Genomic DNA, 25,906 nt, shown 5'->3' with positions numbered 1-25,906 from the left:
AGCCGGGGGCTGATTTGCCGACAGCGTGGTGCCGCCATCGGATTGTTATCTTTGGCGGAACAGTCATGTCCAGTTATGCGGGCTATTCCCTAGGGGTTATCACTGGCATTATTGGACATTGACTGATGTCCAGACAAGCCAGCGGAAGCGTAGGGAAGCGCGATCCCGGCGGTGCCATGGGGCGGACATCCATTCGGGAAGCACTACGCCATGTCCAATATTGCAATCGTGTACTACTCGCAAGGCGGCGCAACCGCCATGATTGCCCATTCCGTCGCGCAAGGCGTGAACGACGCCGGCGCACACGCGCAATTGCTCAGCATCGAACCGCACCAACTCGTCGACGGGCAATGGCACGACGAAGCCATGCTCACGCGTCTGGCGGCTGCCGACGCCATCATTTTCGGTGCGCCGGCCTATCAGGGCGGTATCGCCGCCCCGTTCAAGGCATTTGCCGACGCAACGACCGGCATGTGGCGGGCACCCAGTTGGCGCGACAAGGTCGCTGGCGGATTCTCGTTCAGTTGCCGTTCGGCCGACGACAAGCGCAATACCCTCGACTACTTCGCGGCGCTTGCCGCGCAGCAGGGCATGGTGTGGGCCGATGTCGACGCATCCGGCATCGCACCGGGCGCATCTGCCGGTAAGCGTCACGCCGGCGATTTCCCGGCCGTCACGGCGTCGGGCATGGAAATCGACGCCGCCTACGCACTCGATCCGGCGGATGTGATCGCCGGCAAGCAGTACGGCCGCAATGTCGCGGCGCTCGTCGCGCGTCTCGCGGGCGAAGTCCTCGAATCGCCCGCCGTGCTTGCGCGTCGCGCGCGAGAAGCGGCCGAGCGCCGTCTCTGAGTTGACTCGGCAGGATGCGTGAGCGGCAGGCGGGCCCGCGAAAGCCCGCCAGAGACGAATCGCAGTACCAATGAAAAAGGCGTGGCGCCGGATAGGGCGCCACGCCTTTTTGCTTTGGGAGCGTTGGCTCAGTTGCTCGGTGCGTCGCTCGCCGGTTCGGCGTGGATTTGCAGGACGGCGTCGCGCTTGGCCAGTAGGTGCTTGCGCAAGATCTCGCCGAGGCGTTTGCCATCGTGCTTTTCCAGCGCATCGATCATCTGCTCGTGCTCTGCAATAGCGCGGTCCCATTTGTCTGCATGGAAGTTCGAGCGAAAGCGCAGCGCCATGAGACGACGATTGATCGACACATAAGTTTGGCGCAACGCCCCGTTGCGCGCCGCTTCATTGATGCGATCGTGAATGGCTTGATTGCGCGCGTAATAGCCCGGCAGATCCTGCTGTGCGCGGCACGCGAGCATCGCGTAATGCAATGCTTTGATTTCAGCCAGTTCGATGGGCGTCATGCGCTCGGCAGCCAACTCGCCTGAAAAAGCCTCGAGCCCACTCATCAGCTCGAACATCTCCCGGATTTCCTTTTCCGTCATGCGGGCGACGCTCGCCCCGCGATTCGGCGCAATCTCGATAAGACCCTCTGCGGCAAGCACTTTGAAGGCTTCGCGCAGTGGGGTGCGCGAGATGCCAAGGGTTTCGCACAACTCGCGTTCATTGAGTTTGACGCCGGGTGAGAGAACCCCCTCGATGATGAGCTTGCGCAGATGCTCGACTACCGTGTCGTGCAAACGCAAGCGCTCCACGCGCGGAATGTCTGGGGCGGCAATCGTCGACGTGCTTTCCATTTTTTGCATTCAAAATCATCAAGTCTTCATGTTCGCGATTGTAACGTACGGTGTCAGGCACCCGTATCTCTAGGGTAAACGCCTGTATTGAAAGCGCTTCTCACCTATTGCGAAAGTCCTCGGCTCTGCTAAAGTATTTTGAATGCAAAATTCAAAAGAGAATTTTTGAAGAGGAGAGAGACGTTCATGCTGAAGCTCGATTTCCACCCCTCGGGGCGCCACTTCCTGCAGATCCCTGGCCCCAGCCCGGTGCCCGATCGTATTCTGCGCGCCATGAGTTACCCGACGATCGATCATCGCGGCCCGGAATTTGGCGCGCTCGGCCGCAAGGTGCTGGCCGACATCAAGAAGATCTTCAAGACGGAACAGCCGGTGGTGATCTATCCGGCGTCGGGCACGGGGGCGTGGGAAGCTGCGCTGACGAATACGCTTTCGCCCGGCGATCACGTGCTCATGTTCGAGACGGGACACTTCTCCACACTCTGGAAGAAGATGGCCGAGAACCTTGGCCTGAAGCCGGAGTTCATCGGCCTGCCGGGCACCGACGGCTGGCGTCGCGGCGTTCAGCCGGACATGATCGAAGCGCGCTTGCGCGCCGACACCGCGCATGACATCAAGGCCGTGTGCGTGGTTCACAACGAAACCTCGACCGGCGTAACCTCGGACATCGCGGCGGTGCGTCGCGCCATCGACGCTGCCGGGCATCCCGCGCTGCTGCTCGTCGACACGATCTCGGGCCTCGGCTCGGCCGATTACCGTCACGACGAATGGGGCGTGGACGTCACCGTCTCGGGGTCGCAGAAGGGCCTGATGCTGCCGCCGGGAATCAGCTTCAACGCGGTCTCGCCCAAGGCGCTCGAAGCTGGCCGCAGCGCCAAACTGCCGCGCGCTTTCTGGGGCTGGCAGGAAATCATCGAAGCGAACAAGAACGGCTACTGGCCGTACACGCCGAACACGAACCTGTTGTACGGCCTGTCCGAAGCGCTCGACATGATTCTCGAAGAGGGGCTGGACAACGTGTTCGCCCGCCACCAGCGTCTGGCCGAAGCCACGCGCCGCGCCGTGCGCGCGTGGGGCCTTGAGATCCAGTGTCAGGACCCGGTGGTATACAGCCCGGTGCTCACCGGTGTGGTCATGCCGCAGGGCGTGGACGCCGACGAAGTGCGCAAGCGTATCTACGAGCGCTTCGATATGTCGCTGGGGCAGGCGCTCGGAAAGATCCGCGGCACGATGTTCCGTATCGGCCATTTGGGCGACTGTAACGACCTCACGCTCATGGCAACGCTCGCGGGTTGCGAAATGGGGTTGCAGATTTCCGGCGTGAAACTCGTCGGTTCGGGTGTCGTTGCCGCGATGGACTATCTGGCGCAGGCAAAAGACACGCCGTCGCTCAAGGCCGCCGCCTGACAGGCCGTTAGTAATCCTTAACAGGAGACGAAGGGCGCCGTAGCCGTTGCCGGTACCCTTGCAGTGAACGCTTTACTTGTCATTCAGGCGGTAACGGGCCCCACCACAGAAGGGCTCGTACCGCGGCAACACCTTTTGCGCCATCTGCAGGCAGGGGCGCTTCACAGGATGTTTCAGGAGACATGCAATGAAGCTTTTCAGAGCGACACGGGTCGTGCTGGTGATGCTATGCGTCATGTACTTCATCACCTATCTCGATCGTGTCAACGTCAGTACGGCTGCCGCCGGCTTCGGCAAGGAATTCAATCTCAACAAGACCGAAATCGGTCTCGTCTTCTCCGCTTTCGCTTATCCCTATCTGGTTTTTCAAATCATCGGCGGCTGGGTGAGCGACCGCTTCGGTGCGAAGCGGACGCTACTCTTCTGCGGTGCGTTGTGGGCCGTCGCGACGATTCTCACCGGCATGGCGGGCGGTCTCGTCACACTGTTGCTGGCACGTCTGCTGCTGGGCCTCGGTGAGGGCGCAACGTTTCCGGCGGCAACGTCGGCCATGTCCCGTTGGATCCCCAAAGAAAAGCGCGGTTTCGCTCAGGGCATCACGCACGCGGCGTCGCGCATCGGCAATGCCGTGGCTCCGGCCGTGGTGGTGTTCATCATGGCGACGCACGGCTGGCGCGAATCGTTTTATCTGTGCGGTATCGTGAGTCTGGTCTGGGTGGTGTTGTGGGGGCTCACGTTCACGGAGCGCCCGCAAGATCATCCGCGCATCACGACCGAAGAACTCGCCGTGCTGCCCGCGCTGAAGGCAAAGAGCGCGTCGGTGCCGTGGGCGCCGCTGTTCAAGCGCATGATGCCGGTCACGATCGTGTACTTCTGCTACGGCTGGACGTTGTGGCTCTTCCTGTCGTGGATTCCGCAATACTTCCTGCACAGCTACGATCTCGACCTGAAGAAGTCGGCGTTGTTCGCATCGAGCGTGTTCTTCGCCGGTGTGATCGGCGATACGCTCGGCGGGATCGTCACGGATAAGCTGTACGAGCGCACCGGTAACCTGAAGCGCGCACGTAGCTGGATGGTGTCCGTGTGCATGCTGCTCACGCTGATTTCGCTCGTGCCGATGATGTTCACGCACCATCTGTACGTGTCGATGGCGTGTCTGGCGTTCGGCTTCTTCTTCGCCGAAATGACGATTGGCCCGATGTGGGCGATCCCGATGGACGTCGCCCCGGAATACTCCGGCACGGCCAGCGGCATGATGAACACCGGTTCGGCGCTGGCCGCGATCCTCTCGCCGGTGATTTCGGGCTATCTCATCGACCGCACGGGCAACTGGGAACTGCCGTTCGTGGGCAGCATGATCTTGATGGCCCTCGGCGTGGTGCTGGCTTTCCGCATGCAGCCCGAGAGCAAGTTTTCGGTGGCCGGCGATGCCGCCAAAGCGAGTAATGCGCGCCAGCCGGCCTGATGGGCGTGAGATGTATGTGTGATGTGCGCCTGATCGTCGCGCGTGCCGAAAGCTCGGCGCGCGCGACATCGGGCGGCATCGGCGACATCTCCTGCAAAACGTCAGCCGGACACGCTTTATCTTTACCTTCGCCATATCTTCTGCCCGCCCGGGCGGGCCCGCGCAACGGCCCTGTCAGCTCAACGCCAGCAACGTCATGAACGCCCAATCGAACGTCCGCGAGACTTCCCACGCCGATCTCATCGCCCAGCCCGTGCATCTGATGCCGATGCAGCGTGCCGGCGTGGCCCTCACACCCTTGCAGGATCGTCTGCGCCGCGAGATGCGTGGCGATGTGTGCTTTGATCGCGCGAGTCGCGGCCGCTATGCGACCGACGCGTCGATCTACCAGATATTCCCGATCGGCGTGGTAGTGCCGCGCGATCAGGAGGACCTGATTCGCGCCCTCGACATCGCACGTGACCAGCAGGTGCCGGTGCTCGCGCGCGGCGCGGGCACGAGCCAATGCGGCCAGACCATCGGCGAGGCGCTGGTCATCGACAACAGCAAGTGGCTCAACCGCGTGGTGGCGTTCGACGCCGAGGCGCGCACCGTCACCGTCGAGCCGGGCATCGTGCTCGATCACCTGAACGCGTGGCTCAAGCCGCACGGCCTGTGGTTCCCGGTGGACGTATCGACAGCGGCGCAATGCACCATCGGCGGCATGACGGGCAACAACTCGTGCGGCTCGCGCTCGCTTGAGTACGGCAACATGGTGCACAACGTACTGTCCATCAATGCGGTGCTGGCCGATGGCGCGCAATTGCACTTTGGTTCGCTGCACACGCCGCCCGCCGACGCTCGCATGCGGGCGATTCTCGAGCGCGTTCACGAGATCGCCGTGCGTGAGCGTGACGAACTGCGTGAGCGCGTGCCGCGCGTGCTGCGACGCGTGGCGGGCTACAACCTCGATTTGTTCGACTGCCTCAATCCGCGGGCGTACACACACGACGGCGTGGCCAACCTGTCGCATTTACTGGTCGGCTCGGAGGGCACGCTCGCGTACAGCCGTCAGATCACGCTCAAGCTGGTGCCGCTGCCCGTGCACAAGACGCTCGGTGTGGTGAACTTCCCCACGTTCTATCAGGCGATGGATCTCACGCAGCACATCGTCAAGCTGGGGCCGGTCGCGGTGGAACTGGTTGATCGCACGATGATCGATCTGGCGATGGACAACCCGGCGTTCCGCCCGGTAATCGAGACGGCGCTCACCGGCGATCCGCAAGCGATTCTGCTCGTGGAGTTCGCGGGCGACGACGCTAATGCGCTGCGTGCGAAGCTCGACGACCTCGCCTCGCTCATGGCGGATCTCGGACTGCCCGGCAGCGTGGTGAAGATGCCCGAAGCGGGGCCGCAGAAGGCGCTGTGGGAAGTGCGAAAGGCGGGCCTGAACATCATGATGAGCATGAAGGGCGACGGCAAGCCGGTGTCGTTTATCGAAGACTGCGCGGTGCCGCTGGAACATCTTGCGGAGTACACGCGGCGGCTGACCGAAGTGTTCCATCGCAACGGCACGGAGGGCACCTGGTACGCGCACGCGAGCGTGGGCACGCTGCATGTGCGCCCGATTCTCGATATGCGTCGCGACGGCGCCGTGAAGATGCGCGACATCGCCGGAGAGGCGGCAGCGCTCGTGCGCGAATACAAGGGCGCATACTCGGGCGAGCACGGCGACGGGCTGTGCCGCGGCGAGTGGGTGGCCTGGCAATACGGGCCGCGCATCAATGCGGCGTTCGCTGAGATCAAGCAACTGTTCGATCCGCAGAACCGTTTCAATCCGGACAAGATGGTGCGTCCGCCGAAGATGGATACGCGCGAGTTGTTCCGATTCGCGCCGGGCTACGCGGCCACGCCGATCACCCCGGCGCTCGACTGGACGGCGTGGAACGTGACGCGCGACGCGCTGACCGGCGAGCAGAGCGCCCCCGATACCGGCGCCGATGCCACGCACGGCCTCGCGTCGGCCGTCGAGATGTGCAATAACAATGGACATTGCCGCAAGTTCGACGCGGGTACGATGTGCCCGAGCTATCGCGTCACCCGCGATGAACAGCATGTGACGCGCGGACGCGCCAATACGTTGCGTCTTGCCGTGTCCGGACAATTGGGCGACGAAGGGCTCGCGAGCGACGACGTCAAGGCGGCGCTCGATCTGTGTGTGTCGTGCAAGGGCTGCAAGCGCGATTGCCCGACGGGCATCGACATGGCGCGCTTCAAGATCGAGGCGCGTCACGCGCGGGCCAAGCGCCACGGCGTGTCGTTGCGCGACAAGCTCATCGCCTACTTGCCGCGCTATGCGCCGTGGGCCAGCCGCGTAGGCGGCCTGCTCGATGCGGCGCAGCGTCTGCCGGGCAGCAACGCCGCGAAGCGCTGGCTCGGCCTGGCGCTGGAGCGCTCGGTGCCGGCGCTGAAACCGTCGTTCCTGGCGCGACAGACGCCGCTTGCTGCGACGCCGGCGCCGGAAGCGGCCGGGCAGCGTCAGGTACTGCTCTTCGTCGATACGTTCAACAACTACATGGAACCGGAGAATGCGCGCGCCGCCAAGCGCGTGCTCGAAGCCGCCGGATATACCGTTCACGTGAGCCAGCGCGCGGGCGAGCGTCCGCTGTGCTGTGGGCGCACGTTCCTCGCAGCGGGGCTGGTGGACGAAGCGAAAGCGGAAGCCCGGCGGTTGCTCGACGCCGTGATGCCGTTCGTCGAACGCGGTGTGCCGATTGTGGGGCTGGAGCCGTCGTGCCTGCTGTCGTTGCGCGACGAAGTGCTCGGCTACGGTTTCGGCGATGCGGCCCGCAAGGTGGCAGACAATGCGTTCCTGTTTGAGGAATTTCTGGTTCGTGAGAAGGTGGCAGGGCGTTTCGATGTGGCTTGGCGGGCCTTGCCCGATGGCGTGGGCGAGGCGCTCGTGCATGGGCACTGCCATCAGAAGGCGTTCGATGCCTACTCGCCCGTGACGGCCGTTCTTGGATGGGTGCCGGGGCTGAAGGTATCATCGATCGAGTCGTCATGTTGCGGCATGGCGGGCAGCTTCGGTTATGAGGCCGAGCACTACGATACCTCTCGCGCCATGTCCGAATTGACGCTGTTGCCGGCGATCCGGAAGCGCAAGGAGAACGCCATCGTTGTGGCCGACGGCACCAGTTGCCGGCATCAGATTCACGATGGTGCGCACACGGATGCGCTTCACCTCGCGTGTGTGCTGGCCCGGGCGCTGCCTGCCTGAATGCTGCATATTTTTTGCAAATGCCTTCCAGGGGATTGTGATGCCCGATTCACTCAATACGGTTTCGACGTCTGCCAATGTAGCGGTACCCCCGGTCGCGCGCGTGGGCGATTCGCTCGCGCAGGTGGCAACGCCTTCCTTGCTGCTCGACCTCGACGCCTTCGACGCGAACGTCGCCCGCATGGCGAGTGCCGCCGCCGCCCAGGGTGTCGCGGTGCGTCCGCACGCCAAGGCGCACAAGTCCGTCACGATTGCACGAGCCCAGATGGCGGCGGGCGCCGTCGGCATCTGCTGCCAGAAGGTCACGGAAGCGATTCCTTTCGTCAATGCGGGGATCGGCAACATCCACATCAGCAATGAGTTCGTGGGCGAAGCGCGCGTGGCGCTCGTCGTGGAGATGGCGTCGCGCGTCACGCTGTCCGTCTGCGTGGACGACGTGCGTCAGGTGGCGCCGCTCGGTAAGGCGGCACAGCGCGCCGGTGTGCGTATCGCCGTGCTACCTGAGGTCGATGTGGGGCAGGGGCGTTGCGGGGTGGATTCGACGGACGCCGTGGCGCAATTGGTCGATGCCATCGATCATTATGAAGGGCTGCGCTTTGGCGGGTTGCAGGCGTATCACGGCAGCGCGCAACACATCGATAGCTGGGACAAGCGTCGTGATACGGCGCGGCTTGCCGCCGACCGCGCGTCGGCCTATGTGCGCTTTCTCGAGGCGCGCGGGATCGCCTGCCCGGTGGTCACGGGCGGTGGCACGGGCACGGCAGAGTTCGATATCGAGAGTGGCGTCTATACCGAGATTCAGCCCGGCTCGTATGTGTTTCTCGATGGTCATTACGGCTCGCTCGAATGGCGCGACGAGTGGTGCTTCCGCCATGGCCTGTTTCTCGCGTCGACGGTCATGAGCACGGCACGCGCCGGCATCATCGTGTGCGATGCGGGGCTCAAGAGCGTGGCGACGGATTCGGGGCTGCCGCGCTTCTGGTCGTCGCAACAGGTGGGCAAGCCGCATTACCGCACGGCGTCGGATGAGCATGGCGTGCTTGAACTGGGGTCTCCCGGCGAGGACAGCGCACCCTGGCTCGGCGAGCCAATCCTGCTCGTGCCGGGGCATTGCGATCCGACAGTCAATCTCTATGATCGGTATGTGGCCGTACGGCATGGACGTGTCGAAGGGCTATGGCCCATTGAAGCGCGTGGCCTGAGTCAGTGAAGCCTAACGGCGTCGAAAAATTTTCGCGCAGGGGACTTCACAACTTTCAAAAACCGCGTTATAGTCTCGTTTCTTCGCCGTACGGGGGTATAGCTCAGCTGGGAGAGCGCTTGCATGGCATGCAAGAGGTCAGCGGTTCGATCCCGCTTACCTCCACCAAAACGGAAGACTTTATGTCCCCTTCGTCTAGAGGCCTAGGACATCACCCTTTCACGGTGAGTACAGGGGTTCGAATCCCCTAGGGGACGCCAGATTCATCGGCGTGATTCTCGGCAATATCCGAAAACACGACGTACAATCGGTTGTCGACATACGCGCTTGGCTTCACTGCCAAGCGCGTTTTGTTTTTTCCGCGACGGAATTTTCTCCTCGGCGTCGTATGGCAAGCGGCATCCTGTGCCGCATATCCCCATGCATTGCGCTCAGCGCAACGGCGAACTCGCTGTTTTGCCCACGACGGTTTTCCACGGCCGCACGCACCACGCCTTCACCAGACCATTCACGACATACGGATCGGTTTTTGCGAACGCTTCGGCCGCTGCAGGGGATTCGCCTTCGAAGAGTAATGCCGCCGCGTCTATGGGGGATTCGAGCGCGCCGGCGAGCAGTAGCTCACCACGATCGGCGGCTTGCCAGGCGAGCGCCAAATGGGCGTCGCGATATTGGGCGCGACGCTCGAGATAATCGTCGACGAGGTCGTAAGTGAGCAGGTAATGCATGAGGTTGTCTCCTTTGAATTCGCTGCGGTATCGACGGCGTACCGCTGCATTATCGGTAAAACGCCGACGGCGGTACGCCGAAATGCCGCTTGAACATGGCGGCAAACGCGCTCTGGCTTGCATAGCCGTGATCGAGCGCGACATTCACGATTTTCTCACCGCGCGCGAGCGCTTCCAGGGCCTGAAGCAGGCGGGCCTGCTGACGCCAACGGCCGAACGTCATGCCCGTCTCCCGGGCGAAGCGTCGCTGGAAGGTCTTTGCCGACAGGCCGGCGTCGCGAGCCCAGTCGTCGATGGTCGCATCGTCGCACGGGGTCTGCATCAGGCGGTCGCATGTGCGGGCCAAACGCGTGTCGCGCGGCCACGGAAGGTACAGCGGGAGAACCGGCAAGACAATCAGCTCGTCGAGCAGCAGACGCATGAGGCGCGCATCGCGCGAGTCGTTCGCGTAATCGGTCGGCACGTGAATGGCCGCGAGAATCAGCTCGCGCATGAGCGGCGTGATTTCCACCACGCAACTCTCATCGGGTAAGGGTTCCGTGCCGGGCTCGACGAACACCGTGCGCATCTTGACGTTGCCACTCATCTGCACCGTATGCTCCAGCCCGGCCGCCAGCCAGACGCCGCGCGTGGGCGGCACCACCCAGCGACCCGATGCAGACGCGATGATCATCACGCCCTCGATGGCGTAGAGCAGTTGCGCGCGGCGATGGGAATGCGATGCGATGAACTCGTTGTGCGCATAGTCAACCGCCATCGCCGCCATCGGCATGGGCGTATTTTCGAAGCGAAGGTGGTCGGGCAAGCGAGCCTCCGGGGGGCGGCGGACGGTGTTCATGAGTGTCCTTCTTGAGACAGGTTCGGGAATTTTAGCGTGAGACGCCCCATTGCGGCATGCCCGACGATGACGCTTCCTTTTCATACTTGCGGAAAATCGTCATGGGGTACTTCCTGTATCCGCTGGGCGCCATGCTGTTGTGGGCCGGCAATGTCATCGTCTCGAAGCTCTCGGCTACGACCATCGCGCCGTCGGCCATCACGTTCTACCGGCTGGTGCTGGCGCTTGCCGTCATGACGCCATTCGTCATTCGTCCGCTGGCGCGCAACTGGGGACACATTCGCCCTCAACTGGCCAAACTCGGCTTCCTCGGTTTCCTGAGCATGTCGTTCTATCAGAGCCTGTCGTATCTGGCGGCGCACAGCACGACGGCGACGAACATGGCCATCGTGACGGCCCTCGCGCCGCTGCTCACGTTGCTGTGGAGTGTGGTGCTGCTGCGCGAGCCGCCAACGCTCGGCATGCTCGTCGGTGGCCTGCTGTCACTGGCGGGACTGGTGTATCTGATCGGGCAGGGGCATCCGTCGCAACTGCTCGACGGCGGCGTGCATCTGGGCGACGTGCTCATGTTGATCGCATCGGCATCCTACGGGCTGTACAGCGTGTTGTTGCGACGCTGGCACGTGGCCGTGCCGCCTGCGCAGTCGACTTACGTCCAGGCCTGGGCAGCACTCGTGACGATGATCCCGATGCTTGCGCTCGTGCCCGCCGGTCAGGCACAACTCAACACCGCCACGGTGCCGCTGGTGCTGTACGCGGGGCTGGGGGCATCGATTCTGCTGCCGATCCTCTGGATTCAGGGCATTCGCCATCTGGGGCCGAATCGGTGCAGCATGTTCATCAACGTACTGCCTGTCATGACGGCGGCGATTGCGGTGGTATTGCTGGGTGAGCGCTTGCACACGTTCCACCTGATCGGCGGCGGCGTGGCGCTTGCCGGGGTATTCATTGCGCAGCGCTGGCAGCGTCCGCTGCCGGGCTTCGGCACGGCCCCTGAAAACCCGGCGTAAGCCCGCTGCTGCGCGGCGATGCTGCGGCAGCGAGGCAGGGGGGACGCGTTACGAACCACGAACCGCGACCCCGTAAGTGCTCACTATGCGATGGTCCTGCTCTGCTGCGCAGAAAGCTTCCCAGAGCAGGCCATTGCAGTCGGTGCTGCTGGAATACTCGGGGACACTGTCGTCTTCGAAGCCAACGTGTCGCAGCGTACCGGCGTGCGCGGGCGACTGGTTGATCGAGAAGTTCAGCAGGTCGGTACGCCACATGGCGTAGGCACCGGGCACGACAGCCGCCGGCGGCTGACCGAGACGCGCCGAATAGTCTTGAATGGATTCGTCGAGATCGCGCACGGCGAGCGCGATGTGAAAGCGTTTCATGGGGGCTCCTGACGTGGGTATGACAATGCATCGGCGCAAGGCGATGTGAGTGCCCGCTCGCGATGCGAACTATCGAGGTCAATCAGGTCAATCGGATCGACGAGGCCTATCCTAGATGTCGTCAGGACGCTCTGCCAGACGGCGGGTTGTCCCGGTATCCGGCGTAACTGGATAGCGCAGATGGCCAATCGGTTTCGCTGACGTCGTGCTGGAATCGAGCCGGCGTCGTGACTGGCAGACGGAGTGACGTGAGCGGGCGCTTACTGGGGCCGCTGGAAGTCGTTCTCGACCCATGCGCGGGCGCTGTTGCGCGAGAGCTTGAATGTGGGCGGCACCTTGACCGATGCGAGCGTTTCGCCGAAGCGATCGATGGCGCTCAGCATGGCGTATGGATCGTAGTCGTCGGGCACGATGTCGAGCGTGACGTCGATGTCGCCGTCGGGACCGTCGACGCTCACGCGTTTGTGCAACTGCGCGCGCAATTGCTGCTCGTGACGCCGCAGCACTTCGTCGGCGGTCTTCACGAGCGTGTGAAACGCGTTGACGTCGAGCGGCTTCGGATTCTTCTTGTCGCGCCCCATCGTCCACGGCCCGACGAGCGCCGGTTCCGATTCCCCATCGCGGTACATGGCGACGGCCCAGCCGTCGTCTTCCTCGTTCTTGACGACCTTCGCCGTCCATCCGTCGTCGCGCCACAGGCGATCTTCGTGGATGGCATCGGTGTTGTCGAGGGTGTCGTCGGTCGGATGAAGGTCGGTGGAGGTGGCAGTCACTGTCGGAAATCGGGGCTTGGGGAGATGCGTGCGGTAGGTGCAAGGCGCGTCGGGGCGTGGGCTTGCGAGAGTGGCGATTTTACCGCGTCCGGCCGAGGCGCGGACGCGTTCGCCGTATTGCGTAGGGAGACGCGGCCGTCAGCCCTCGACCGCCCCGCCGTCGGCGAACGCGCCGGGCGTACGTCACTTCGCGCGGATAAGGCGCGAAGATGGCAGGCGCCGGCAGGTCACTCGTTCGCCACCGCCAATGCGATGAGCAACGCCACCGGCAGCATCACGCACCAGAAGCCCGCGCCGTGATACGCGAAGCCGCCGAGAACGGCTCCGACCGCAAACGCGGCAAGCGCCGGAATCATCTTGCGCAAACGGGCGCGTGCGGCCTTGTCGTCGCCGCAATTGCCGCTTGCCAACTCGACCATGTCGATCACGATCTGCGTGGTGTTGCCGGTCATGATCGTCGTCGGTGCGAGGTCGGCGAGCACGAGACGTCCGACGGCGTTCTGGATGGCGAGAGCGGCCACGCCGAACATGCCCGACAGAATCGCGAGCGGCGCGTCGGCCGAGACGATGGGCTGTGCCGCCATGCCCACGATCATGAAGCCGAGCAGCAGCAGTGTCTGCACCGCGAGCAGCAGACGCAAAGGCCGGCGCCCGGTGCGCGAAAAGCCTTGCACGACCAGCTTCACTAACGCGACGAAGACAACGAACACGGGCAGCGCCAGCAGTTTGGCCAGCACGCCCACATGCGTGCTGGCGACCAGTTGTACGCCGATCATCACGAAGTTGCCGGTCACGTGGGCGGTGAAAAGCCCGAAGAGTGCAATGAAACCCACGACGTCGATGTAACCCGCCACGAACGCGAGCGCCATGCCGATGGCGGCCGGTTTGGAAAAATGACTGACCCATGCGCGGGCGAAACTGGAGGCCTCGGTCGGTGTGGGGATGTGGCGGGGGGTACCCATGATGACTCCTCTGACGACTTCTATTGTGTGGGTCTTGTACCTGCGAAGCGGCACGTGGGAGTGGCTCCGGGCGCTGATGGAGCATATCATCGCCCCATGACCCGCGACATCGTATCGACCCGCTATACTTCGGCATGCTACCGGGGCCATCGCTGCCCGATGGCGCTCGTCTTGCCCCATCCCCTTACCATTCGACGTGTCGAAGGCATCCGAATTCATCGGCAGGAGACTTCCAATGAAGACCAGCGCACGCAACCAGTTCAGCGGCAAAGTCGTCGCCTTGCTGCGCGGTGCCGTGAACGACGAAGTCACGATGCGCACAGACGCTGGTCAGGAGATCGTGGCTGGCATCACGCATGAAAACACGAAGCGTCTCGGACTGACGGCCGGCCGCGCGGCTGCCGCGCTGGTCAAGGCGTCGAGCGTAATTCTGGCGGTTGCCTGAACGCCGCCGCGTCATGGGTTGTCGAGGGACCGAATGGCCATGCGAGTTTCGCTGATCCCATCGCATTCGCGCACCGAGGCAGCGCTGTTCGCGTTGCTATTGCTCGCGAACGCGACGCCCGAGCGCGTGGCGCGTCTGGGGCTCTCGGGCGCGGCAATGGCGGCGTTGCTGCGTCGCCATTTCGCACCGGTGCCCGAGGCGTGGCACGCACTCGCAGCCGATTTACCGACGCCCGCCTGGGCATCGCACGCCATCTTTGTCGTGGAGATGCGCGAGATGCTGCGCCGCCGGGCCGATCCGATTCTGCACCCGGCGGATGCGGCCGATATGGCGACGATTCTCGCCACGGCGTGTCTGCGTCCCGATCATCTGTGGCGAGACCTCGGCCTGACCGGCCGTGAAGATGTGACGGCCCTGCTCACACATTTCTTCCCGTCGCTGGTGGGTGAGAACACCGCCAACCTGCGCTGGAAGCGATTCCTCGCCGAGGCGTGCGCCAGAGCGTATGGCCGTGCGCCCGCACCTGCGCCGGGATGCCCAGGGTGCGAGGCTTACGGCGAATGCTTCGCGCATTTGCGCCAGACGAGCGCTCCTGTCGAGTTTCCGTAAGCTGCCCCCGGTGTACGGCGAGAATTCCTGGGCGCTGATAGCATGTGTGTTTGCGCGACTTGTGCGCGTTATCCGCAACGCCATCCCCCGAGGAGTTTCATGATGTCGATTTCGCTCTATCGCGCCACCATCCCCGTCTATCTGCGTGGTCTGACCGTGATGGCCGACTACCTCAAGACGGCCCGTGCCCATTGCGGGGCTAAGTCGCTTGACCCGCAAACGATTCTGAAAGCGAAGCTCGCCCCCGACATGCTCGACTTCGTCGCTCAGGTGCAGCGCGTGAGCGATACGGCGAAGTTTGCCGTGGCACGGCTCACGGGCGTGGAGTCGCCGAAGTTCGACGACAACGAGACGACCTTCGATCAATTGCGCGATCGCATCGCGAATACCGAGGCGTTTATTGCCGGTATTCTCGAAGACCGCTTCGACGGCGCCGAATCGCGCCAGATCACGCTGAAGTTCAAGGAATATCAGACCACGATGGATGCGGTCGATTACCTGTTCAAGTTCGCGCTGCCGAACTTCTATTTCCACGTGACGACCACGCACGACATTCTGCGTGCACAAGGGGTGGACGTGGGCAAGAAGGATTATCTCGGCCCGTACGAGATGGAAAAGATCTGACCTGCGCGATGTGCGATGCGCAGCGACGTGGGAGCCCGGGGGCTCCCGCACGTTAGCGCGTGGCGATGGGGAGATACATGCGCAGTTCGTCCTGGAAACCGTTGCCGGCGCGCATGGCGTCGGGCTCGCGCCCGATCTCGACGAATCCGAACGATTGATACAGCGCGATCGCCGGGCGATTGTCGGCACTCACTTGCAAGGTGACGTGACGTAGCCCCGGCTGCGAGCGAGCAAGCGCCAGCGCTGCTTCGACCAGCGCACGTCCGACGCCGCGCCCCGCCGCGTCCGAGCGCACATACATTCCCCACAAAAAGCCGACGTGCGCGAAGTTCGTGCGCTGCCCGCGTCCCAGACCCAGCACGCCAATCAGCCGTTCGTTCTCGAACGCGCCGAAGACACCCCCATCGGGGCGCGCCACCAGCCATTCACGCACGCGTTCGACCGGCCAGTCCTTCTCTTCCTCGTAAGTCGATCCGAACGCCTCGGGGTGGGCTTGCAGACCTGCGAGCCGCAATGCCTGAAACGCGAGCGCATCGTTCGGCACGAGACGCCGCACGTCGACGGATGACTCCCGCGAATTCATGGCAGACGAGGCTCCATCATCGCAAGCACGGTACGCGCCGCTTCTTCCGACGAGGCAGGATTCTGGCCCGTCACGAGCCGTCCGTCGCCGACCACATGCGACTGCCAGTTACCGGCTTTCTCGTACAGGCCACCCAGGCGGTTGAGTTCGTCTTCGACGAGGAACGGCACCACATCGGTGAGGCCAACCGCCGCCTCTTCGGCATTGGTGAAACCTGTCACATGACGGCCGCGTACGAGCGGCTCGCCGTTCTTGCTGCGCACCTGTCGCAGCACCCCCGGCGCGTGACAGACGAAGCCGATCGCCTTGCCCGCGCGCTCGAAGGATTCGATCAGATGGATGGAGTTCGGGTCTTGCGCCAGATCCCACAGCGGGCCGTGGCCGCCGGGGTAGAAGAGGGCGTCGTAGTCGGTGGCTTTGACGTCGGCCAGCCGGAGGGTGTTGGCAAGCGCCTTCTGGGCCTCGGGATCTTCGCGAAAGCGCCGCGTTGCATCCGTCTGCGCATCGGGCTCGTCGCTCTTCGGATCGAGCGGCGGCTGACCGCCTGCGGGGGACGCCAACGTGACATCCAGCCCTTCGTCGATGAATACGTAGTAAGGCGCGGCGAATTCTTCGAGCCAGAAGCCAGTCTTCTTGCCCGTGTCGCCAAGGCGGTCGTGCGAGGTCAGAACCATCAGGATGTTCATGATACGTCTCCCTGTCGAGTCGGCCATGCGGCACATTCTACCTGTCATGCGACGTGCTCGCAGGCGTCGGCGTGTGCCGTGCGACAGGCCGGCGGCACGGCGTCGTGCCACCGGCCGCTTGTGAGCCGGATTCACAGAAAACCGCAATCGAATTCGATTTGCGCGGCGTCGGACGTCCGCTATGCTTGTGCGGATGCGGGCTCCGCCCGTCGCATGACAACCGAACGATCACACGAGCACCGGCAGAGACTGCCGACCACAGGAGCAAGACATGCAATTGATTGGAATGCTGGATTCCCCGTACGTGCGCCGCACGGCGATTTGTCTGAAGCTGCTCGGGTTGCCGTACGAACATCGCTCGCTGTCCGTCTTTCGAACGTTCGACGAATTCTCGACGATCAACCCGGTCGTGAAAGCCCCGACATTCGTGGCCGACGACGGCACGGTGCTCATGGACTCGACGCTCATCCTGCAATACATCGAGACGTTGGTCGATCCGGCGCGGCGGCTCGTGCCCGCCGACCCTGCCGAATACCTGCGCGCATTGCGCCTCACGGGGCTGGCGCTGGCGGCATGCGAGAAGTCGGTGCAACTGGTGTACGAGCGTGAGCTGCGCCCGAGCGAGAAGCGCCACACACCCTGGACGGATCGTGTCCGCAAACAGGTGCACGCAGCGTTCCGCGCGCTGGAGACCGAACTGGCGCGCAAGCCCGTGCTGGCGACGCCGGACGGCATCGGCGAGCATGGCGTGGCGATTGCCGTGGCGTGGCGCTTCCATCAGTTGATGTTGCCGGAAGTCGACTTCGGCAACGACTTTCCGGAAGTCGCCCGGTTCTCCGCGCAGGCCGAGGCGCTGCCAGCATTCCGGGAAACGCCGCCGCTCTGATCCGGATAGCCGGGCAGGTGCAGGGAGGGACGGGCGGTGCCGGACGACTCACCGTCCGGCACGGGGCGTCAGTTCTTGAGCCGGTAGCCCGTCTTGAACATCCAGGCAACGATGGCGAGGAAGACGGCGAGGAAGACGATCGTCATGCCGAGACTGACACCCACGCTTACGTCTGCCAGCCCGTAGAAGCTCCAGCGAAAACCGCTGATGAGATACACGACCGGATTGAACAGCGTGACCGTGCGCCAGAACGGCGGCAGGATGCTCGTCGAATAGAAGCTGCCGCCGAGGAACGTGAGCGGCGTGATGATGAGCAGCGGCACCAGTTGCAGCTTCTCGAATCCGTCGGCCCAGATGCCGATGATGAAGCCGAGCAGGCTGAACGTCACGGCGGTGAGCACCAGAAACAGCACCATCCAGAGCGGATGCTCGATGCGCAGCGGCACGAACAGCGCGGCGGTGCCGAGCATGATGACACCGAGAATGATCGACTTGGTCGCCGCAGCCCCCACATACGCCACCACGATCTCCATATACGACACGGGCGCGGAGAGCACCTCGTAGATCGTGCCGGTAAATCGCGGGAAATAGATGCCGAACGAGGCGTTCGTCACGCTTTGCGTGAGCAGCGAAAGCATGATGAGACCCGGCACGATGAACGCGCCGTACGGCACGCCCTCGATTTCCGGAATGCGCGAACCGATGGCCGCACCGAACACCACAAAGTAAAGCGACGTCGAGATGACGGGCGAGATGATGCTCTGCATCAGCGTGCGACGCGTGCGGGCCATCTCGAAGTTGTAGATCGCCCTGACGGCGTAGAGATTCATGGCGCGGCTCATCCTTCTTTTTTGTGCACGAGCGAGACGAAGATGTCTTCGAGCGAGCTTTGCGTCGTGTGCAGATCCTTCACCGAGATACCGGCATGCTCCATATCGCGCAGCAGGGTCGCGATGGAAGTCTGCTCGATATTGGCGTCGTAGTTGAAGGCAAGTTCGGTGCCGTTGTTGCCGAGCGCAAGGCCGTAGCGGGCAAGCGACTCGGGCACGGCAGACAACGGCTCGGCGAGTTGCATCGTGAGCTGCTTGCTGCCCATGTGCCGCATCAGCTCGGTCTTCTCCTGCACGAGCGTGATCTGACCGCCGGTGATGATGCCCACGCGGTCGGCCATTTCCTCGGCTTCTTCGATGTAGTGCGTGGTGAGGATCACGGTAACGCCTGTCTCGCGCAGCGATTGCACGAGACGCCACATGTCGCGGCGCAGCTCGACGTCGACCCCCGCCGTGGGTTCGTCCAGGAACAGCACGCGCGGCTCGTGCGAGAGCGCCTTGGCGATCAGCACGCGTCGCTTCATGCCGCCCGAGAGTTGCATGATGCGGCTGTCTTTCTTCTCCCACAGCGAGAGCGAGCGCAGCACCTTTTCGATGTACGCTGGATTCGCGGGCTTGCCGAACAGGCCGCGCGAGAAAGAGACGGTGGCCCACACCGATTCGAAGGAGTCGGTGGTCAGTTCCTGCGGCACGAGGCCGATGGTTTCACGCGCGGCACGGTAGTCCGTGACGATGTCGTGACCGTCGACGGTGACCGTGCCCGAGGTCGGGCGCACGATACCGCAGATAGTACTGATGAGGGTCGTTTTGCCGGCGCCGTTCGGGCCGAGCAGGGCGAAGATTTCGCCGCGTTGGATTTCCAGGTTGATGTTCTTGAGTGCCTGGAAGCCGGTCGCGTACGTCTTCGACAGATTCTGGATTGAGATCACGGATGGCATGGCGGCGACGATAGCACAGGCGTGCGGAACTTGTTGGGTAGGCTGTACGGGCAAAAGAACGGCGGGCATCGGGGCTGTCGTCTGTCCCGTATGCCCGCCCGCAGGCAGCCAAGCAACCGCGTCGGCCCCCGGCGCATCCTGAATCTTCAGCCCTTCGGCATTTCCTTCGGCACGATCACCATCCAGTTCATGCCGAAGCGATCCTTGACCATGCCGAACGTCTTCGCGAAGAAGGTTTCGCCGAGCGGCATGTTGACTTCACCGCCGTCTGCGAGGGCGTTGAAGGCCTTTTCGGCCGCGGCCACTTCCGTAAAGTCGACCGACAGCGAGAAGCCGCCGAACTTGGGCTTGCCGCTCACCTCGCCGTCCGAGGCCATCACCATCGATTCGCCGATGGTGAATTCACCGTGCATGATCTTGTTCTCGCTTCCCGGCGGGAGCATCCCCTCCGGGCAACGCTCGGGGCTCTCGCTGTAGCGCATGAGCATGCCGCGCTTCGCCCCCAGCGTCTTCTCGTAAAACGTAATGGCTTCTTCGCAACGACCTTCGAAAAACAAATAGGAATGGACTTGCATGGAGCGCTCCTCTCGATGTCTTAAAAAAGGGGCATGACGACGCCCCGGCAGGAAAGTGCTAAGGCGCGAACGACATGGGCACCGAGGCATGCTCATGCACCACACGCCAACGGCCTTGTGTCTTGCGATAGCACACCGTCGCACGCACGGTGGCGCCGTATGTCTGTCCGTCGGCACCGGTGTTGCGCACGATATTCACGCTATGGCTGAACGCCAGATCGCCGGCGTGCTGGAGATGCCATTGCGCGACTTCGAAATGGACCGGCCCGACCGTATGGCCGAACCAACCCTCGAGCAAACGGCGATACGCCTCAAGGCCGCGATGCTCGATAGGCGGCATCACGTCGAACACCACGACATCGGGGTCGTAGTGTTCGAGCCATGCTGCATTGATCGCACAAATGGCCGCTTCGTCGCCATGTGCCGGATATGTCTCCACCATAGTGCCTCCTCACGTGTTGCGCTGATATGTCGCGCTGCAACTTGCCTTTGTGGACAGTGTACACAAACAATAGCAGACATAATGGACAGTGTCCACAAGGAGTTGTAATGACAGAACAAGACACAGCGACAGGGCCGGCACGCACGACATACCGGCATGGCGACCTTCGCCGGGCGTTGCTGGAAGCGGGGATAGCGCTGGCGCGCGATGGCGGGCCGGACGCCGTGATTCTGCGCGAGGCCACGCGCCGCGCCGGGGTAGTGCCCAATGCGGCGTACCGTCACTTTGCGAATCGTCAGGATTTGCTCGATGCTGTGCGCTCGGCGGCATTGGCCGAACTGGCGCTGGCCATCGAGCATGAGATGGCGGCACCCGGGATGGCGGCGCTCGACGCGGCCGGCCGTGCGCGTGCGGGCTTGCGGGCCGTCGGCATTGGCTATCTGCACTTTGCGCGCGCGCAGCAGGGGCTGTTCCGCACGGCGTTTGCACCGTCGGAGAATGTGCGTTCGGCGGCGACGCCGGAGAAAGCAGGAACGAGCGGGCTCAATCCCTTCCAACTGCTGGGGGCGGCACTCGACGGGATGGTCGCCGCAGGCATTATCGGCGCGGCGCAGCGGCCCGGCGCGGAGTATCTGGCGTGGGCCGCCGTACATGGCTTGGCGGTGCTGGTGATCGACGGCCCGCTGCGCGATCTGCCTGGCGATCAGGTCGACGTGCTGGGGCAGCGGCTTGTCGCAATGGTCGAGCGCGGACTATAGACGCGCAGGTGCGGGGCGCGATCCTCGTGGGCCTCAGGGCGTTGTCAGACGGGGTGTCAGCAAGTCGGTGAGCCAGTTCATGAACGCGTGTACGCGCCGTGGCAAGTGACGCCGGTTCGCATAGAGCAGCGTCACGGCCAATGGCTCTGCCCGATACTCGGGCAGCACTTCTTGCAGCGTGCCATTGGCCAAATGTTCGCGTGCGCCGCTCTCCGGCGCCTGAATCAGCCCGAGCCCGGCGAGGCACGCCGCCTGATAAGCGTCGGCATTGTTCACGGTGAGCACACCTTCCATCGGCCATTGCGTGTAGCGCTCACCATCGAAGTACTCCCAGCCGACCGGGCGCGTGCCCAGTGTCGTCGTGTAGTGAATCAACTGATGCTTGCGCAGATCGTCGAGCGTGCGCGGCACGCCGTAACGTTCGAGGTAGGCCGGGCTCGCGACGTTGATCTGACGCATGTGACCGAGCGGGCGCGCAATCAGCGTCGAGTCTGCGATGGCACCCACGCGCAACACGCAGTCGAACCCTTCGCGCACGAGGTCGACGCGCCGGTCGGTGCTCGACAATTCCATGTGTAGCGCCGGATGCTGCGCCAGAAACGCGGGCAATTGCGGAATGACGATCATACGCGCGAGCGTGGCGGGCAGATCGATGCGCAGGCGGCCCGTGAGCGCTTCGTCGCGCACGGCGAACATCGTCTCCCACTCTTCCATGTCGGCGAGCAGATCCATGCATCGCTCGAGACAGGCCTGACCGTCCTGCGTGAGCTGCACACGCCGGGTGGTCCGATGCAGCAGGCGCGTGCCCAACTTGGTTTCGAGTTGCTTGATGGCGTTGGAAACGCTGGCGCGAGGCAGGCCGAGACTGTCGGCGGCCTGCGTGAAGCTGCCGGTTTCGGTGACGCGCACGAAGATGCGCATGGCGTCGAGCTGATGCATGGCGAGAGAGGATCGGTGCGTTGATCGGCCGATCCACTGTTATCTGAATTTGATCAGTTTAATCAAATTCAATGGGTTTATTGGCTAAATTCGTTGCAATAGCATGTTGAACATATCGCAGCACCTGAAGCGCTCTGTCGACAATCGATGACGAAGGGCGCAGGCGAGAGCTGACAGGTGCGGGGATGAAACGGCCCGTATGGCACGGGTCAGCCAACATTGTTCAACGGGGCGCTGCCAGTGCGCACTGCCCTCAGCATTCAGGAGAATCACCATGACCCGCAAAATCGTTCTCATCACCGGTGGCAGCCGCGGCCTGGGCCGTGCTTCGGCACTGGCTGCCGCTCGTCGCGGTATCGATGTCATTCTCACCTATCGCAGCCAGCGCGCAGAAGCCGACGCGGTCGTGGCCGAGATCGTCAAGCTCGGGGCGAATGCCGTGGTGTTGCCGCTCGACGTGTCGGACGCGTCGCAGTTCGCCCCGTTTGCCGCAGAGATCAAACGCGTGTTGAGCGATGTGTGGAAGCGCGACGCGTTCGACTTCCTGCTCAACAATGCCGGCACGGGCTTGCACAGCGCGTTCGCCGAAACGACACAAGCCCAGTTCGACGACCTCGTGCGTGTTCATCTGAAGGGGCCGTATTTCCTGACGCAGGCGTTGTTGCCGCTGATCGCCGACGGCGGTCGCATTCTGAACGTGTCGAGCGGTCTGGCGCGCTTCTCGCTGCCGGGCGCTTCAGCCTACGCGATGATGAAGGGCGGTATCGAGGTGTTCTCGCGCTATCTGGCGAAGGAGTTGGGGGCGCGCGGCATTCGGGCCAACACCGTCGCGCCGGGGGCCATCGCCACGGATTTCAACGGCGGCACGGTGCGTGACAACCCGGGCGTCAATCAGATGATCGCGGCGAATACGGCACTCGGCCGCGTGGGCGAGGCCGACGATATCGGCGGCATGGTGGCGGCGCTGCTGGCCGAGGAGACGGGCTGGATCAATGCCCAGCGCATTGAGGCGTCGGGCGGCATGTTCGTCTGAGGCGCGAGGGCGTCAGTGAGGGCTGCGGCGCGAGCGCATCGAACCGGACCAGGCGACGGCACCGACGATGCACACGCCGCCGACCGCCATCTTGAGCGTGGGCGAGGTGCCGAACAGCACCCAGGCGAAGGCAATGGCATACACCGGTTCGAGGGCGATGACGACTGCCGCCCGGCTGGCCTTGACCGTGCGCAGTGCGTGAATGAAGAGGGTGTACGCCAGCGCGGTACAGACAACGCCAAGACACGCGAGCCATCCCCATTGGGCGGCGGGCAATGTAAGTGCCTCGCGCCATGCAAACGGGCCGAGCACGAGAAGGATGCCCAGGCACTGCCACCAACTGGCCTGCAACGGCGACGCCTGCGCACCCAGCACGCGATTGGACAGCGCGATGACCGCATAGATGGCGCCGGAAAGCACCCCCCATGCGAGGCCCACGGTGGCGCCTGCCCGCCAGTCGAACGCCGGTGTGACGAGCGCCAGTCCGATGCACACGAGTCCGACCACCCCGGCATCGCCAAGCGTTGGACGTTCGCGGCGCAGGGGCCATTCGAGCAGGATCACGAACGCGGGGAAGCACGCGAAACCGAGCGTGCCGACGGCGACGCCGCCTGCTTTGATCGCGAGGAAGAACGCGAGCCAGTGCACGGCGAGCAACACGCCAGCCACGATGAGTCGTAACGCCGATGCGCAGGAAAGTCCCTGCCACGGTGCCCCGCCCGAGAGTCGTGAGGCACTGCGCATGCCAGCCAGCCCGGCAAGGGCGATGGCGCTCAGGGCAAGCCATGAGAAGAGGCCGCGACCGAAGACGATCAGGGTGCTGCTCGCGGCGATGTGTTCGCCGAACAGTGCCGACGCGCCAAACAACATCGCGGCGACATGCAGCGCGATCTGCTGGCCGGCCCCGCCGTGCGGGGGCTGGGCGACTTGGGGCGTAGCGGGCTCGCGGGGCGCGGCGGCCTCAGGCATCGCCGGAGGTGTCCGGCACGGGGACTGCCGTGGTGTACATGACCTGCTTGAGCGCGAAGCTCGAGCGGATGTTGCGGATACCCGGGATGCGGGACAGACGATCGGTAATCAGCGTTTCGTAAGCGCTCATGTCGCTCACCATGACGCGCAGCAGATAGTCGGCGTCCCCCGACATCAGGTAACACTCCATGACGTTCGGCAGTGCGGTGACGGCTGCTTCGAAGGCATCCAGGCGGTCACGATTCTGGTTCTCGAGCGTGACGTGGATGAAAACGTTGATATGCAGCCCGAGCCGGGACGGGTCCAGCAGCGTGACGCGCTGGCGAATATAGCCCGCCGTTTCGAGCGCCTTCACGCGTGCCAGACAGGGCGACGGCGAAAGGCTGACTCGCGAGGCGAGTTCCACATTGGTGAGGCGGGCGTCGGCTTGCAGCTCCCGCAGAATCTTCAAATCAATGGCGTCGAGTTCCATACCACATTGCGCACGCGCCCCGGATGGGGGCCGGCGTTCCAGTCGATTAGCCGCTCGGTAGGCGACAGTGCCGCAATACTAGCTTATTTATCGGTTCGCCAATCGACTGGCATGCTTTCTCGCCTCCCGACGCGCTTAGGCGCGGTCGCCTGAAAACGCGGGGCCCACCGATACCGGGAGCGATGCCGCAGGTATCGGTGGGTGTGAGCACGTATCGCCAACGATCAGAACCGGTGACGCAGACCAGCGAGCACAGCCACCTGATTCTTCACGCCGGCCCCGGCAGGGCCGAACGCGTTGATGGCGGCCACCGTCGCGTCGCCTGCGGCACGCTGGTAGATCACCGACGCGTGCAGGTCGGTGCGCTTCGAGAAATAGTACGCCGCCCCCGCGTCGATCTGATGCCAGCGCGGGCGCGTGCCCGAGGCGAACGACGTCGCACCCGTGCCGGCGTAGCCCGAGGCGTCGGTGAAGATGTAGCCGATCCCGGCAACGATGGCGGGCGAGAATTGATAACGCGTATTGATTTCGTAGTTGTCGACACGCAAGTCCTGCCCGTTCTGATAACGAAGCCGTGTGTCGGTGAAGACCGCACTCACGCGCGCGTCACCGAAGCTGTAACTGCCGGCGACACCGATGACGTCTTGACGCGAAACGAAGGCCGAGTTGTAGAACAGGCTCGTCGACAACGTGTATTCGTCGCCGATGGCGCCGCCCGGATTGGTCGAGTTGGCCGCCGATGCCGACGGATTGCTCAGATGCAGGAAGGTCGCCGCCGCACCGATCGGCCCGCGCTGATACTGAATGCCGAGACCGAGCGCCCGGTTATTCGCGAAGCCCGTGCTGCCGCTGGTCGCGCTCTGATTGCTGAACGCGTACAGGGCGCCGAGTGTGAGGCCTGCCATCGGTGAGTATTCGTACTTCACAGACTGGTTCAGCCGGAAGGTCGAGAAGGTGTTGTCGACGTCGCCGATGTGCGCGCCGTAGATGCTGCCGAACTGTGTCCACGATTCGAACGGCGACAGATAGACGAAGCCGAACTCGTACTGGCGTCCGAAGGTGAGTGTGCCCCAGCGCGGATTCGACAGGCCGGCAAATGCTTGCCGTCCGAACATGCGGCCGCCTTGACCGAGTGTTCCGTTGATGCCGCTGAAACCGTTCTCGAGCGTAAATATGGCCTTGTTGCCGTCGCCGAGATCTTCGCTGCCCGTCAGACCGAAGCGGTCGCCGCTGCCGAAGCCGGTGGCCAGGCCTACACGACTCGCGCCCTTGCCGCCGACCGTCGACGCGACGTTGTTGGTATAGCTGATGCCGTTGTCGATGATGCCGTAAAGCTGAACCGAGCTTTGCGCGAGGGCGGGCAGTGACGTAATGGCGAGGGAAATGCTCAGCAAGGCCCGGGTCGAAGCGCGGGCGGATC

At 63.6% G+C, this 25,906-nt stretch carries 28 protein-coding genes and 2 tRNA genes; 14 read left to right on the top strand and 16 right to left on the bottom strand.

The window, feature by feature from the left end:
• Nucleotides 1–210 precede the first annotated feature (210 nt).
• Nucleotides 211–852 carry a flavodoxin family protein gene (locus PHO31112_RS22420; RefSeq protein WP_150623233.1) on the top strand — a complete coding sequence of 214 codons (642 nt, stop codon included), beginning with the start codon at nt 211–213 and terminating at the stop codon, nt 850–852.
• 128 nt (nt 853–980) lie between these two features.
• Here the strand turns inward: PHO31112_RS22420 and PHO31112_RS22415 are convergent, their stop codons facing one another.
• Nucleotides 981–1,697: a GntR family transcriptional regulator gene (locus PHO31112_RS22415; RefSeq protein ID WP_150623231.1), complete on the bottom strand. Its 717-nt coding sequence runs from the start codon at nt 1,695–1,697 to the stop codon at nt 981–983.
• 177 nt (nt 1,698–1,874) lie between these two features.
• On the opposite strand from PHO31112_RS22415, the gene PHO31112_RS22410 reads away from it, so the two are divergent.
• The 6 genes from PHO31112_RS22410 (at nt 1,875) to PHO31112_RS22385 (ending at nt 9,280) form a co-directional block, all read left to right on the top strand.
• Complete coding sequence (locus PHO31112_RS22410) at nt 1,875–3,095, top strand: pyridoxal-phosphate-dependent aminotransferase family protein (protein WP_150623229.1); 1,221 nt, start codon at nt 1,875–1,877, stop codon at nt 3,093–3,095.
• Nucleotides 3,096–3,282: 187 nt separating this feature from the next.
• Nucleotides 3,283–4,560, top strand: coding sequence for an MFS transporter (locus tag PHO31112_RS22405; RefSeq protein ID WP_150623227.1), 1,278 nt, complete (start codon nt 3,283–3,285; stop codon nt 4,558–4,560).
• A gap of 196 nt (nt 4,561–4,756) precedes the next feature.
• Nucleotides 4,757–7,819 (top strand): FAD-binding and (Fe-S)-binding domain-containing protein, encoded by a 3,063-nt coding sequence (locus PHO31112_RS22400; protein ID WP_150623225.1) that lies wholly within the window; start codon nt 4,757–4,759, stop codon nt 7,817–7,819.
• Nucleotides 7,820–7,859: 40 nt separating this feature from the next.
• Nucleotides 7,860–9,029: a DSD1 family PLP-dependent enzyme gene (locus tag PHO31112_RS22395; RefSeq protein WP_150623223.1), complete on the top strand. Its 1,170-nt coding sequence runs from the start codon at nt 7,860–7,862 to the stop codon at nt 9,027–9,029.
• An 83-nt stretch (nt 9,030–9,112) separates the two neighbouring features.
• A tRNA-Ala gene (locus PHO31112_RS22390) sits at nt 9,113–9,188 on the top strand.
• A gap of 16 nt (nt 9,189–9,204) precedes the next feature.
• Nucleotides 9,205–9,280: transfer RNA gene (locus tag PHO31112_RS22385), tRNA-Glu, on the top strand.
• 171 nt (nt 9,281–9,451) lie between these two features.
• Here PHO31112_RS22385 and PHO31112_RS22380 read toward each other — a convergent pair.
• Both PHO31112_RS22380 and PHO31112_RS22375 read right to left on the bottom strand, forming a co-directional pair.
• Nucleotides 9,452–9,748, bottom strand: a complete 297-nt coding sequence (locus PHO31112_RS22380; RefSeq protein ID WP_150623221.1) for a YciI-like protein — start codon at nt 9,746–9,748, stop codon at nt 9,452–9,454.
• Nucleotides 9,749–9,797: 49 nt separating this feature from the next.
• On the bottom strand, nt 9,798–10,586 hold the full coding sequence (locus PHO31112_RS22375; protein WP_150623219.1) for an AraC family transcriptional regulator: 789 nt from the start codon (nt 10,584–10,586) through the stop codon (nt 9,798–9,800).
• A gap of 101 nt (nt 10,587–10,687) precedes the next feature.
• On the opposite strand from PHO31112_RS22375, the gene PHO31112_RS22370 reads away from it, so the two are divergent.
• Nucleotides 10,688–11,596, top strand: a complete 909-nt coding sequence (locus PHO31112_RS22370; protein ID WP_150623217.1) for a DMT family transporter — start codon at nt 10,688–10,690, stop codon at nt 11,594–11,596.
• 48 nt (nt 11,597–11,644) lie between these two features.
• Here PHO31112_RS22370 and PHO31112_RS22365 read toward each other — a convergent pair whose 3' ends face one another.
• The 3 genes from PHO31112_RS22365 to PHO31112_RS22355 form a co-directional block, all read right to left on the bottom strand.
• On the bottom strand, nt 11,645–11,962 hold the full coding sequence (locus tag PHO31112_RS22365; protein ID WP_150623215.1) for a VOC family protein: 318 nt from the start codon (nt 11,960–11,962) through the stop codon (nt 11,645–11,647).
• A gap of 260 nt (nt 11,963–12,222) precedes the next feature.
• Nucleotides 12,223–12,735 carry a hypothetical protein gene (locus PHO31112_RS22360; RefSeq protein ID WP_150585870.1) on the bottom strand — a complete coding sequence of 171 codons (513 nt, stop codon included), beginning with the start codon at nt 12,733–12,735 and terminating at the stop codon, nt 12,223–12,225.
• 227 nt (nt 12,736–12,962) lie between these two features.
• Nucleotides 12,963–13,697 carry a YoaK family protein gene (locus tag PHO31112_RS22355; RefSeq protein WP_150623213.1) on the bottom strand — a complete coding sequence of 245 codons (735 nt, stop codon included), beginning with the start codon at nt 13,695–13,697 and terminating at the stop codon, nt 12,963–12,965.
• A gap of 235 nt (nt 13,698–13,932) precedes the next feature.
• Between PHO31112_RS22355 and PHO31112_RS22350 the strand changes: the two genes are divergently transcribed.
• The 3 genes from PHO31112_RS22350 to PHO31112_RS22340 all read left to right on the top strand — a co-directional run bounded on the left by PHO31112_RS22350 (nt 13,933) and on the right by PHO31112_RS22340 (nt 15,375).
• Complete coding sequence (locus PHO31112_RS22350) at nt 13,933–14,142, top strand: TOBE domain-containing protein (RefSeq protein ID WP_150623211.1); 210 nt, start codon at nt 13,933–13,935, stop codon at nt 14,140–14,142.
• A 39-nt stretch (nt 14,143–14,181) separates the two neighbouring features.
• A complete protein-coding gene (locus PHO31112_RS22345) occupies nt 14,182–14,751 on the top strand; it encodes a nitrogen fixation protein NifQ (RefSeq protein ID WP_217427061.1) in 570 nt (189 codons plus the stop codon).
• Between the two features lie 99 nt (nt 14,752–14,850).
• Complete coding sequence (locus PHO31112_RS22340) at nt 14,851–15,375, top strand: DUF1993 domain-containing protein (RefSeq protein ID WP_343042783.1); 525 nt, start codon at nt 14,851–14,853, stop codon at nt 15,373–15,375.
• Nucleotides 15,376–15,427: 52 nt separating this feature from the next.
• On the opposite strand, the gene PHO31112_RS22335 is transcribed toward PHO31112_RS22340, so the two are convergent.
• The gene (locus PHO31112_RS22335; RefSeq protein WP_150623206.1) at nt 15,428–15,958 is read right to left on the bottom strand and encodes a GNAT family N-acetyltransferase; all 531 of its coding nucleotides are present in this window, start codon (nt 15,956–15,958) and stop codon (nt 15,428–15,430) included.
• Nucleotides 15,955–16,644: a type 1 glutamine amidotransferase domain-containing protein gene (locus PHO31112_RS22330; RefSeq protein WP_150623204.1), complete on the bottom strand. Its 690-nt coding sequence runs from the start codon at nt 16,642–16,644 to the stop codon at nt 15,955–15,957. The genes PHO31112_RS22335 and PHO31112_RS22330 overlap by 4 nt, the downstream gene beginning before the upstream one ends.
• 271 nt (nt 16,645–16,915) lie before the next feature.
• Between PHO31112_RS22330 and PHO31112_RS22325 the strand changes: the two genes are divergently transcribed.
• Nucleotides 16,916–17,530 carry a glutathione S-transferase gene (locus tag PHO31112_RS22325; RefSeq protein WP_150623202.1) on the top strand — a complete coding sequence of 205 codons (615 nt, stop codon included), beginning with the start codon at nt 16,916–16,918 and terminating at the stop codon, nt 17,528–17,530.
• A gap of 68 nt (nt 17,531–17,598) precedes the next feature.
• Here PHO31112_RS22325 and PHO31112_RS22320 read toward each other — a convergent pair whose 3' ends face one another.
• The 4 genes from PHO31112_RS22320 to PHO31112_RS22305 all read right to left on the bottom strand — a co-directional run bounded on the left by PHO31112_RS22320 (nt 17,599) and on the right by PHO31112_RS22305 (nt 20,315).
• Nucleotides 17,599–18,360 carry an ABC transporter permease gene (locus PHO31112_RS22320; RefSeq protein WP_150623200.1) on the bottom strand — a complete coding sequence of 254 codons (762 nt, stop codon included), beginning with the start codon at nt 18,358–18,360 and terminating at the stop codon, nt 17,599–17,601.
• An 8-nt stretch (nt 18,361–18,368) separates the two neighbouring features.
• Nucleotides 18,369–19,298 carry an ABC transporter ATP-binding protein gene (locus tag PHO31112_RS22315; protein WP_150623280.1) on the bottom strand — a complete coding sequence of 310 codons (930 nt, stop codon included), beginning with the start codon at nt 19,296–19,298 and terminating at the stop codon, nt 18,369–18,371.
• A 146-nt stretch (nt 19,299–19,444) separates the two neighbouring features.
• A complete protein-coding gene (locus PHO31112_RS22310; protein ID WP_150623198.1) occupies nt 19,445–19,873 on the bottom strand; it encodes a VOC family protein in 429 nt (142 codons plus the stop codon).
• 58 nt (nt 19,874–19,931) lie between these two features.
• The gene (locus tag PHO31112_RS22305) at nt 19,932–20,315 is read right to left on the bottom strand and encodes a YybH family protein (protein ID WP_150623196.1); all 384 of its coding nucleotides are present in this window, start codon (nt 20,313–20,315) and stop codon (nt 19,932–19,934) included.
• A 107-nt stretch (nt 20,316–20,422) separates the two neighbouring features.
• Between PHO31112_RS22305 and PHO31112_RS22300 the strand changes: the two genes are divergently transcribed.
• Complete coding sequence (locus tag PHO31112_RS22300; protein ID WP_150623194.1) at nt 20,423–21,073, top strand: TetR/AcrR family transcriptional regulator; 651 nt, start codon at nt 20,423–20,425, stop codon at nt 21,071–21,073.
• A 33-nt stretch (nt 21,074–21,106) separates the two neighbouring features.
• On the opposite strand, the gene PHO31112_RS22295 is transcribed toward PHO31112_RS22300, so the two are convergent.
• Nucleotides 21,107–22,012 carry a LysR family transcriptional regulator gene (locus tag PHO31112_RS22295; protein ID WP_150623192.1) on the bottom strand — a complete coding sequence of 302 codons (906 nt, stop codon included), beginning with the start codon at nt 22,010–22,012 and terminating at the stop codon, nt 21,107–21,109.
• A 274-nt stretch (nt 22,013–22,286) separates the two neighbouring features.
• Here PHO31112_RS22295 and PHO31112_RS22290 point away from each other — a divergent pair, with 274 nt between their 5' ends.
• Nucleotides 22,287–23,045 (top strand): SDR family NAD(P)-dependent oxidoreductase, encoded by a 759-nt coding sequence (locus tag PHO31112_RS22290; RefSeq protein WP_150623190.1) that lies wholly within the window; start codon nt 22,287–22,289, stop codon nt 23,043–23,045.
• A gap of 12 nt (nt 23,046–23,057) precedes the next feature.
• Here PHO31112_RS22290 and PHO31112_RS22285 read toward each other — a convergent pair whose 3' ends face one another.
• From PHO31112_RS22285 to PHO31112_RS22275, 3 genes are all read right to left on the bottom strand, one after another.
• A complete protein-coding gene (locus tag PHO31112_RS22285; protein WP_150623188.1) occupies nt 23,058–24,014 on the bottom strand; it encodes a DMT family transporter in 957 nt (318 codons plus the stop codon).
• A complete protein-coding gene (locus PHO31112_RS22280) occupies nt 24,007–24,486 on the bottom strand; it encodes an Lrp/AsnC family transcriptional regulator (protein ID WP_150623187.1) in 480 nt (159 codons plus the stop codon). The genes PHO31112_RS22285 and PHO31112_RS22280 overlap by 8 nt, the downstream gene beginning before the upstream one ends.
• A gap of 224 nt (nt 24,487–24,710) precedes the next feature.
• Entirely contained in the window at nt 24,711–25,880 is a 1,170-nt protein-coding gene (locus tag PHO31112_RS22275; RefSeq protein WP_246178463.1) for a porin, read from the bottom strand.
• Nucleotides 25,881–25,906 lie beyond the last annotated feature (26 nt).

Source organism: Pandoraea horticolens (assembly GCF_902459555.1).
Lineage (GTDB): Bacteria > Pseudomonadota > Gammaproteobacteria > Burkholderiales > Burkholderiaceae > Pandoraea > Pandoraea horticolens.
The sequence above is the reverse complement of the archived record's forward strand: the minus strand, read 5'-3'. Positions and strand labels throughout refer to the sequence as shown.

Bases quoted from the DNA above. Each gene is read 5' to 3' on its own strand.
- PHO31112_RS22350 (WP_150623211.1), top strand. From the start codon at position 13,933: ATGAAGACCAGCGCACGCAACCAGTTCAGCGGCAAAGTCGTCGCCTTG.
- PHO31112_RS22345 (WP_217427061.1), top strand. From the start codon at position 14,182: ATGCGAGTTTCGCTGATCCCATCGCATTCGCGCACCGAGGCAGCGCTG.
- PHO31112_RS22295 (WP_150623192.1), bottom strand. From the start codon at position 22,012: ATGCATCAGCTCGACGCCATGCGCATCTTCGTGCGCGTCACCGAAACC.
- PHO31112_RS22330 (WP_150623204.1), bottom strand. From the start codon at position 16,644: ATGAACATCCTGATGGTTCTGACCTCGCACGACCGCCTTGGCGACACG.
- PHO31112_RS22285 (WP_150623188.1), bottom strand. From the start codon at position 24,014: ATGCCTGAGGCCGCCGCGCCCCGCGAGCCCGCTACGCCCCAAGTCGCC.
- PHO31112_RS22405 (WP_150623227.1), top strand. From the start codon at position 3,283: ATGAAGCTTTTCAGAGCGACACGGGTCGTGCTGGTGATGCTATGCGTC.
- PHO31112_RS22355 (WP_150623213.1), bottom strand. From the start codon at position 13,697: ATGGGTACCCCCCGCCACATCCCCACACCGACCGAGGCCTCCAGTTTC.
- PHO31112_RS22280 (WP_150623187.1), bottom strand. From the start codon at position 24,486: ATGGAACTCGACGCCATTGATTTGAAGATTCTGCGGGAGCTGCAAGCC.
- PHO31112_RS22410 (WP_150623229.1), top strand. From the start codon at position 1,875: ATGCTGAAGCTCGATTTCCACCCCTCGGGGCGCCACTTCCTGCAGATC.
- PHO31112_RS22305 (WP_150623196.1), bottom strand. From the start codon at position 20,315: ATGGTGGAGACATATCCGGCACATGGCGACGAAGCGGCCATTTGTGCG.
- PHO31112_RS22415 (WP_150623231.1), bottom strand. From the start codon at position 1,697: ATGCAAAAAATGGAAAGCACGTCGACGATTGCCGCCCCAGACATTCCG.
- PHO31112_RS22315 (WP_150623280.1), bottom strand. From the start codon at position 19,298: ATGCCATCCGTGATCTCAATCCAGAATCTGTCGAAGACGTACGCGACC.
- PHO31112_RS22325 (WP_150623202.1), top strand. From the start codon at position 16,916: ATGCAATTGATTGGAATGCTGGATTCCCCGTACGTGCGCCGCACGGCG.
- PHO31112_RS22420 (WP_150623233.1), top strand. From the start codon at position 211: ATGTCCAATATTGCAATCGTGTACTACTCGCAAGGCGGCGCAACCGCC.
- PHO31112_RS22300 (WP_150623194.1), top strand. From the start codon at position 20,423: ATGACAGAACAAGACACAGCGACAGGGCCGGCACGCACGACATACCGG.
- PHO31112_RS22290 (WP_150623190.1), top strand. From the start codon at position 22,287: ATGACCCGCAAAATCGTTCTCATCACCGGTGGCAGCCGCGGCCTGGGC.
- PHO31112_RS22400 (WP_150623225.1), top strand. From the start codon at position 4,757: ATGAACGCCCAATCGAACGTCCGCGAGACTTCCCACGCCGATCTCATC.
- PHO31112_RS22320 (WP_150623200.1), bottom strand. From the start codon at position 18,360: ATGAATCTCTACGCCGTCAGGGCGATCTACAACTTCGAGATGGCCCGC.
- PHO31112_RS22335 (WP_150623206.1), bottom strand. From the start codon at position 15,958: ATGAATTCGCGGGAGTCATCCGTCGACGTGCGGCGTCTCGTGCCGAAC.
- PHO31112_RS22380 (WP_150623221.1), bottom strand. From the start codon at position 9,748: ATGCATTACCTGCTCACTTACGACCTCGTCGACGATTATCTCGAGCGT.
- PHO31112_RS22310 (WP_150623198.1), bottom strand. From the start codon at position 19,873: ATGCAAGTCCATTCCTATTTGTTTTTCGAAGGTCGTTGCGAAGAAGCC.
- PHO31112_RS22370 (WP_150623217.1), top strand. From the start codon at position 10,688: ATGGGGTACTTCCTGTATCCGCTGGGCGCCATGCTGTTGTGGGCCGGC.
- PHO31112_RS22365 (WP_150623215.1), bottom strand. From the start codon at position 11,962: ATGAAACGCTTTCACATCGCGCTCGCCGTGCGCGATCTCGACGAATCC.
- PHO31112_RS22340 (WP_343042783.1), top strand. From the start codon at position 14,851: ATGATGTCGATTTCGCTCTATCGCGCCACCATCCCCGTCTATCTGCGT.
- PHO31112_RS22395 (WP_150623223.1), top strand. From the start codon at position 7,860: ATGCCCGATTCACTCAATACGGTTTCGACGTCTGCCAATGTAGCGGTA.
- PHO31112_RS22375 (WP_150623219.1), bottom strand. From the start codon at position 10,586: ATGAACACCGTCCGCCGCCCCCCGGAGGCTCGCTTGCCCGACCACCTT.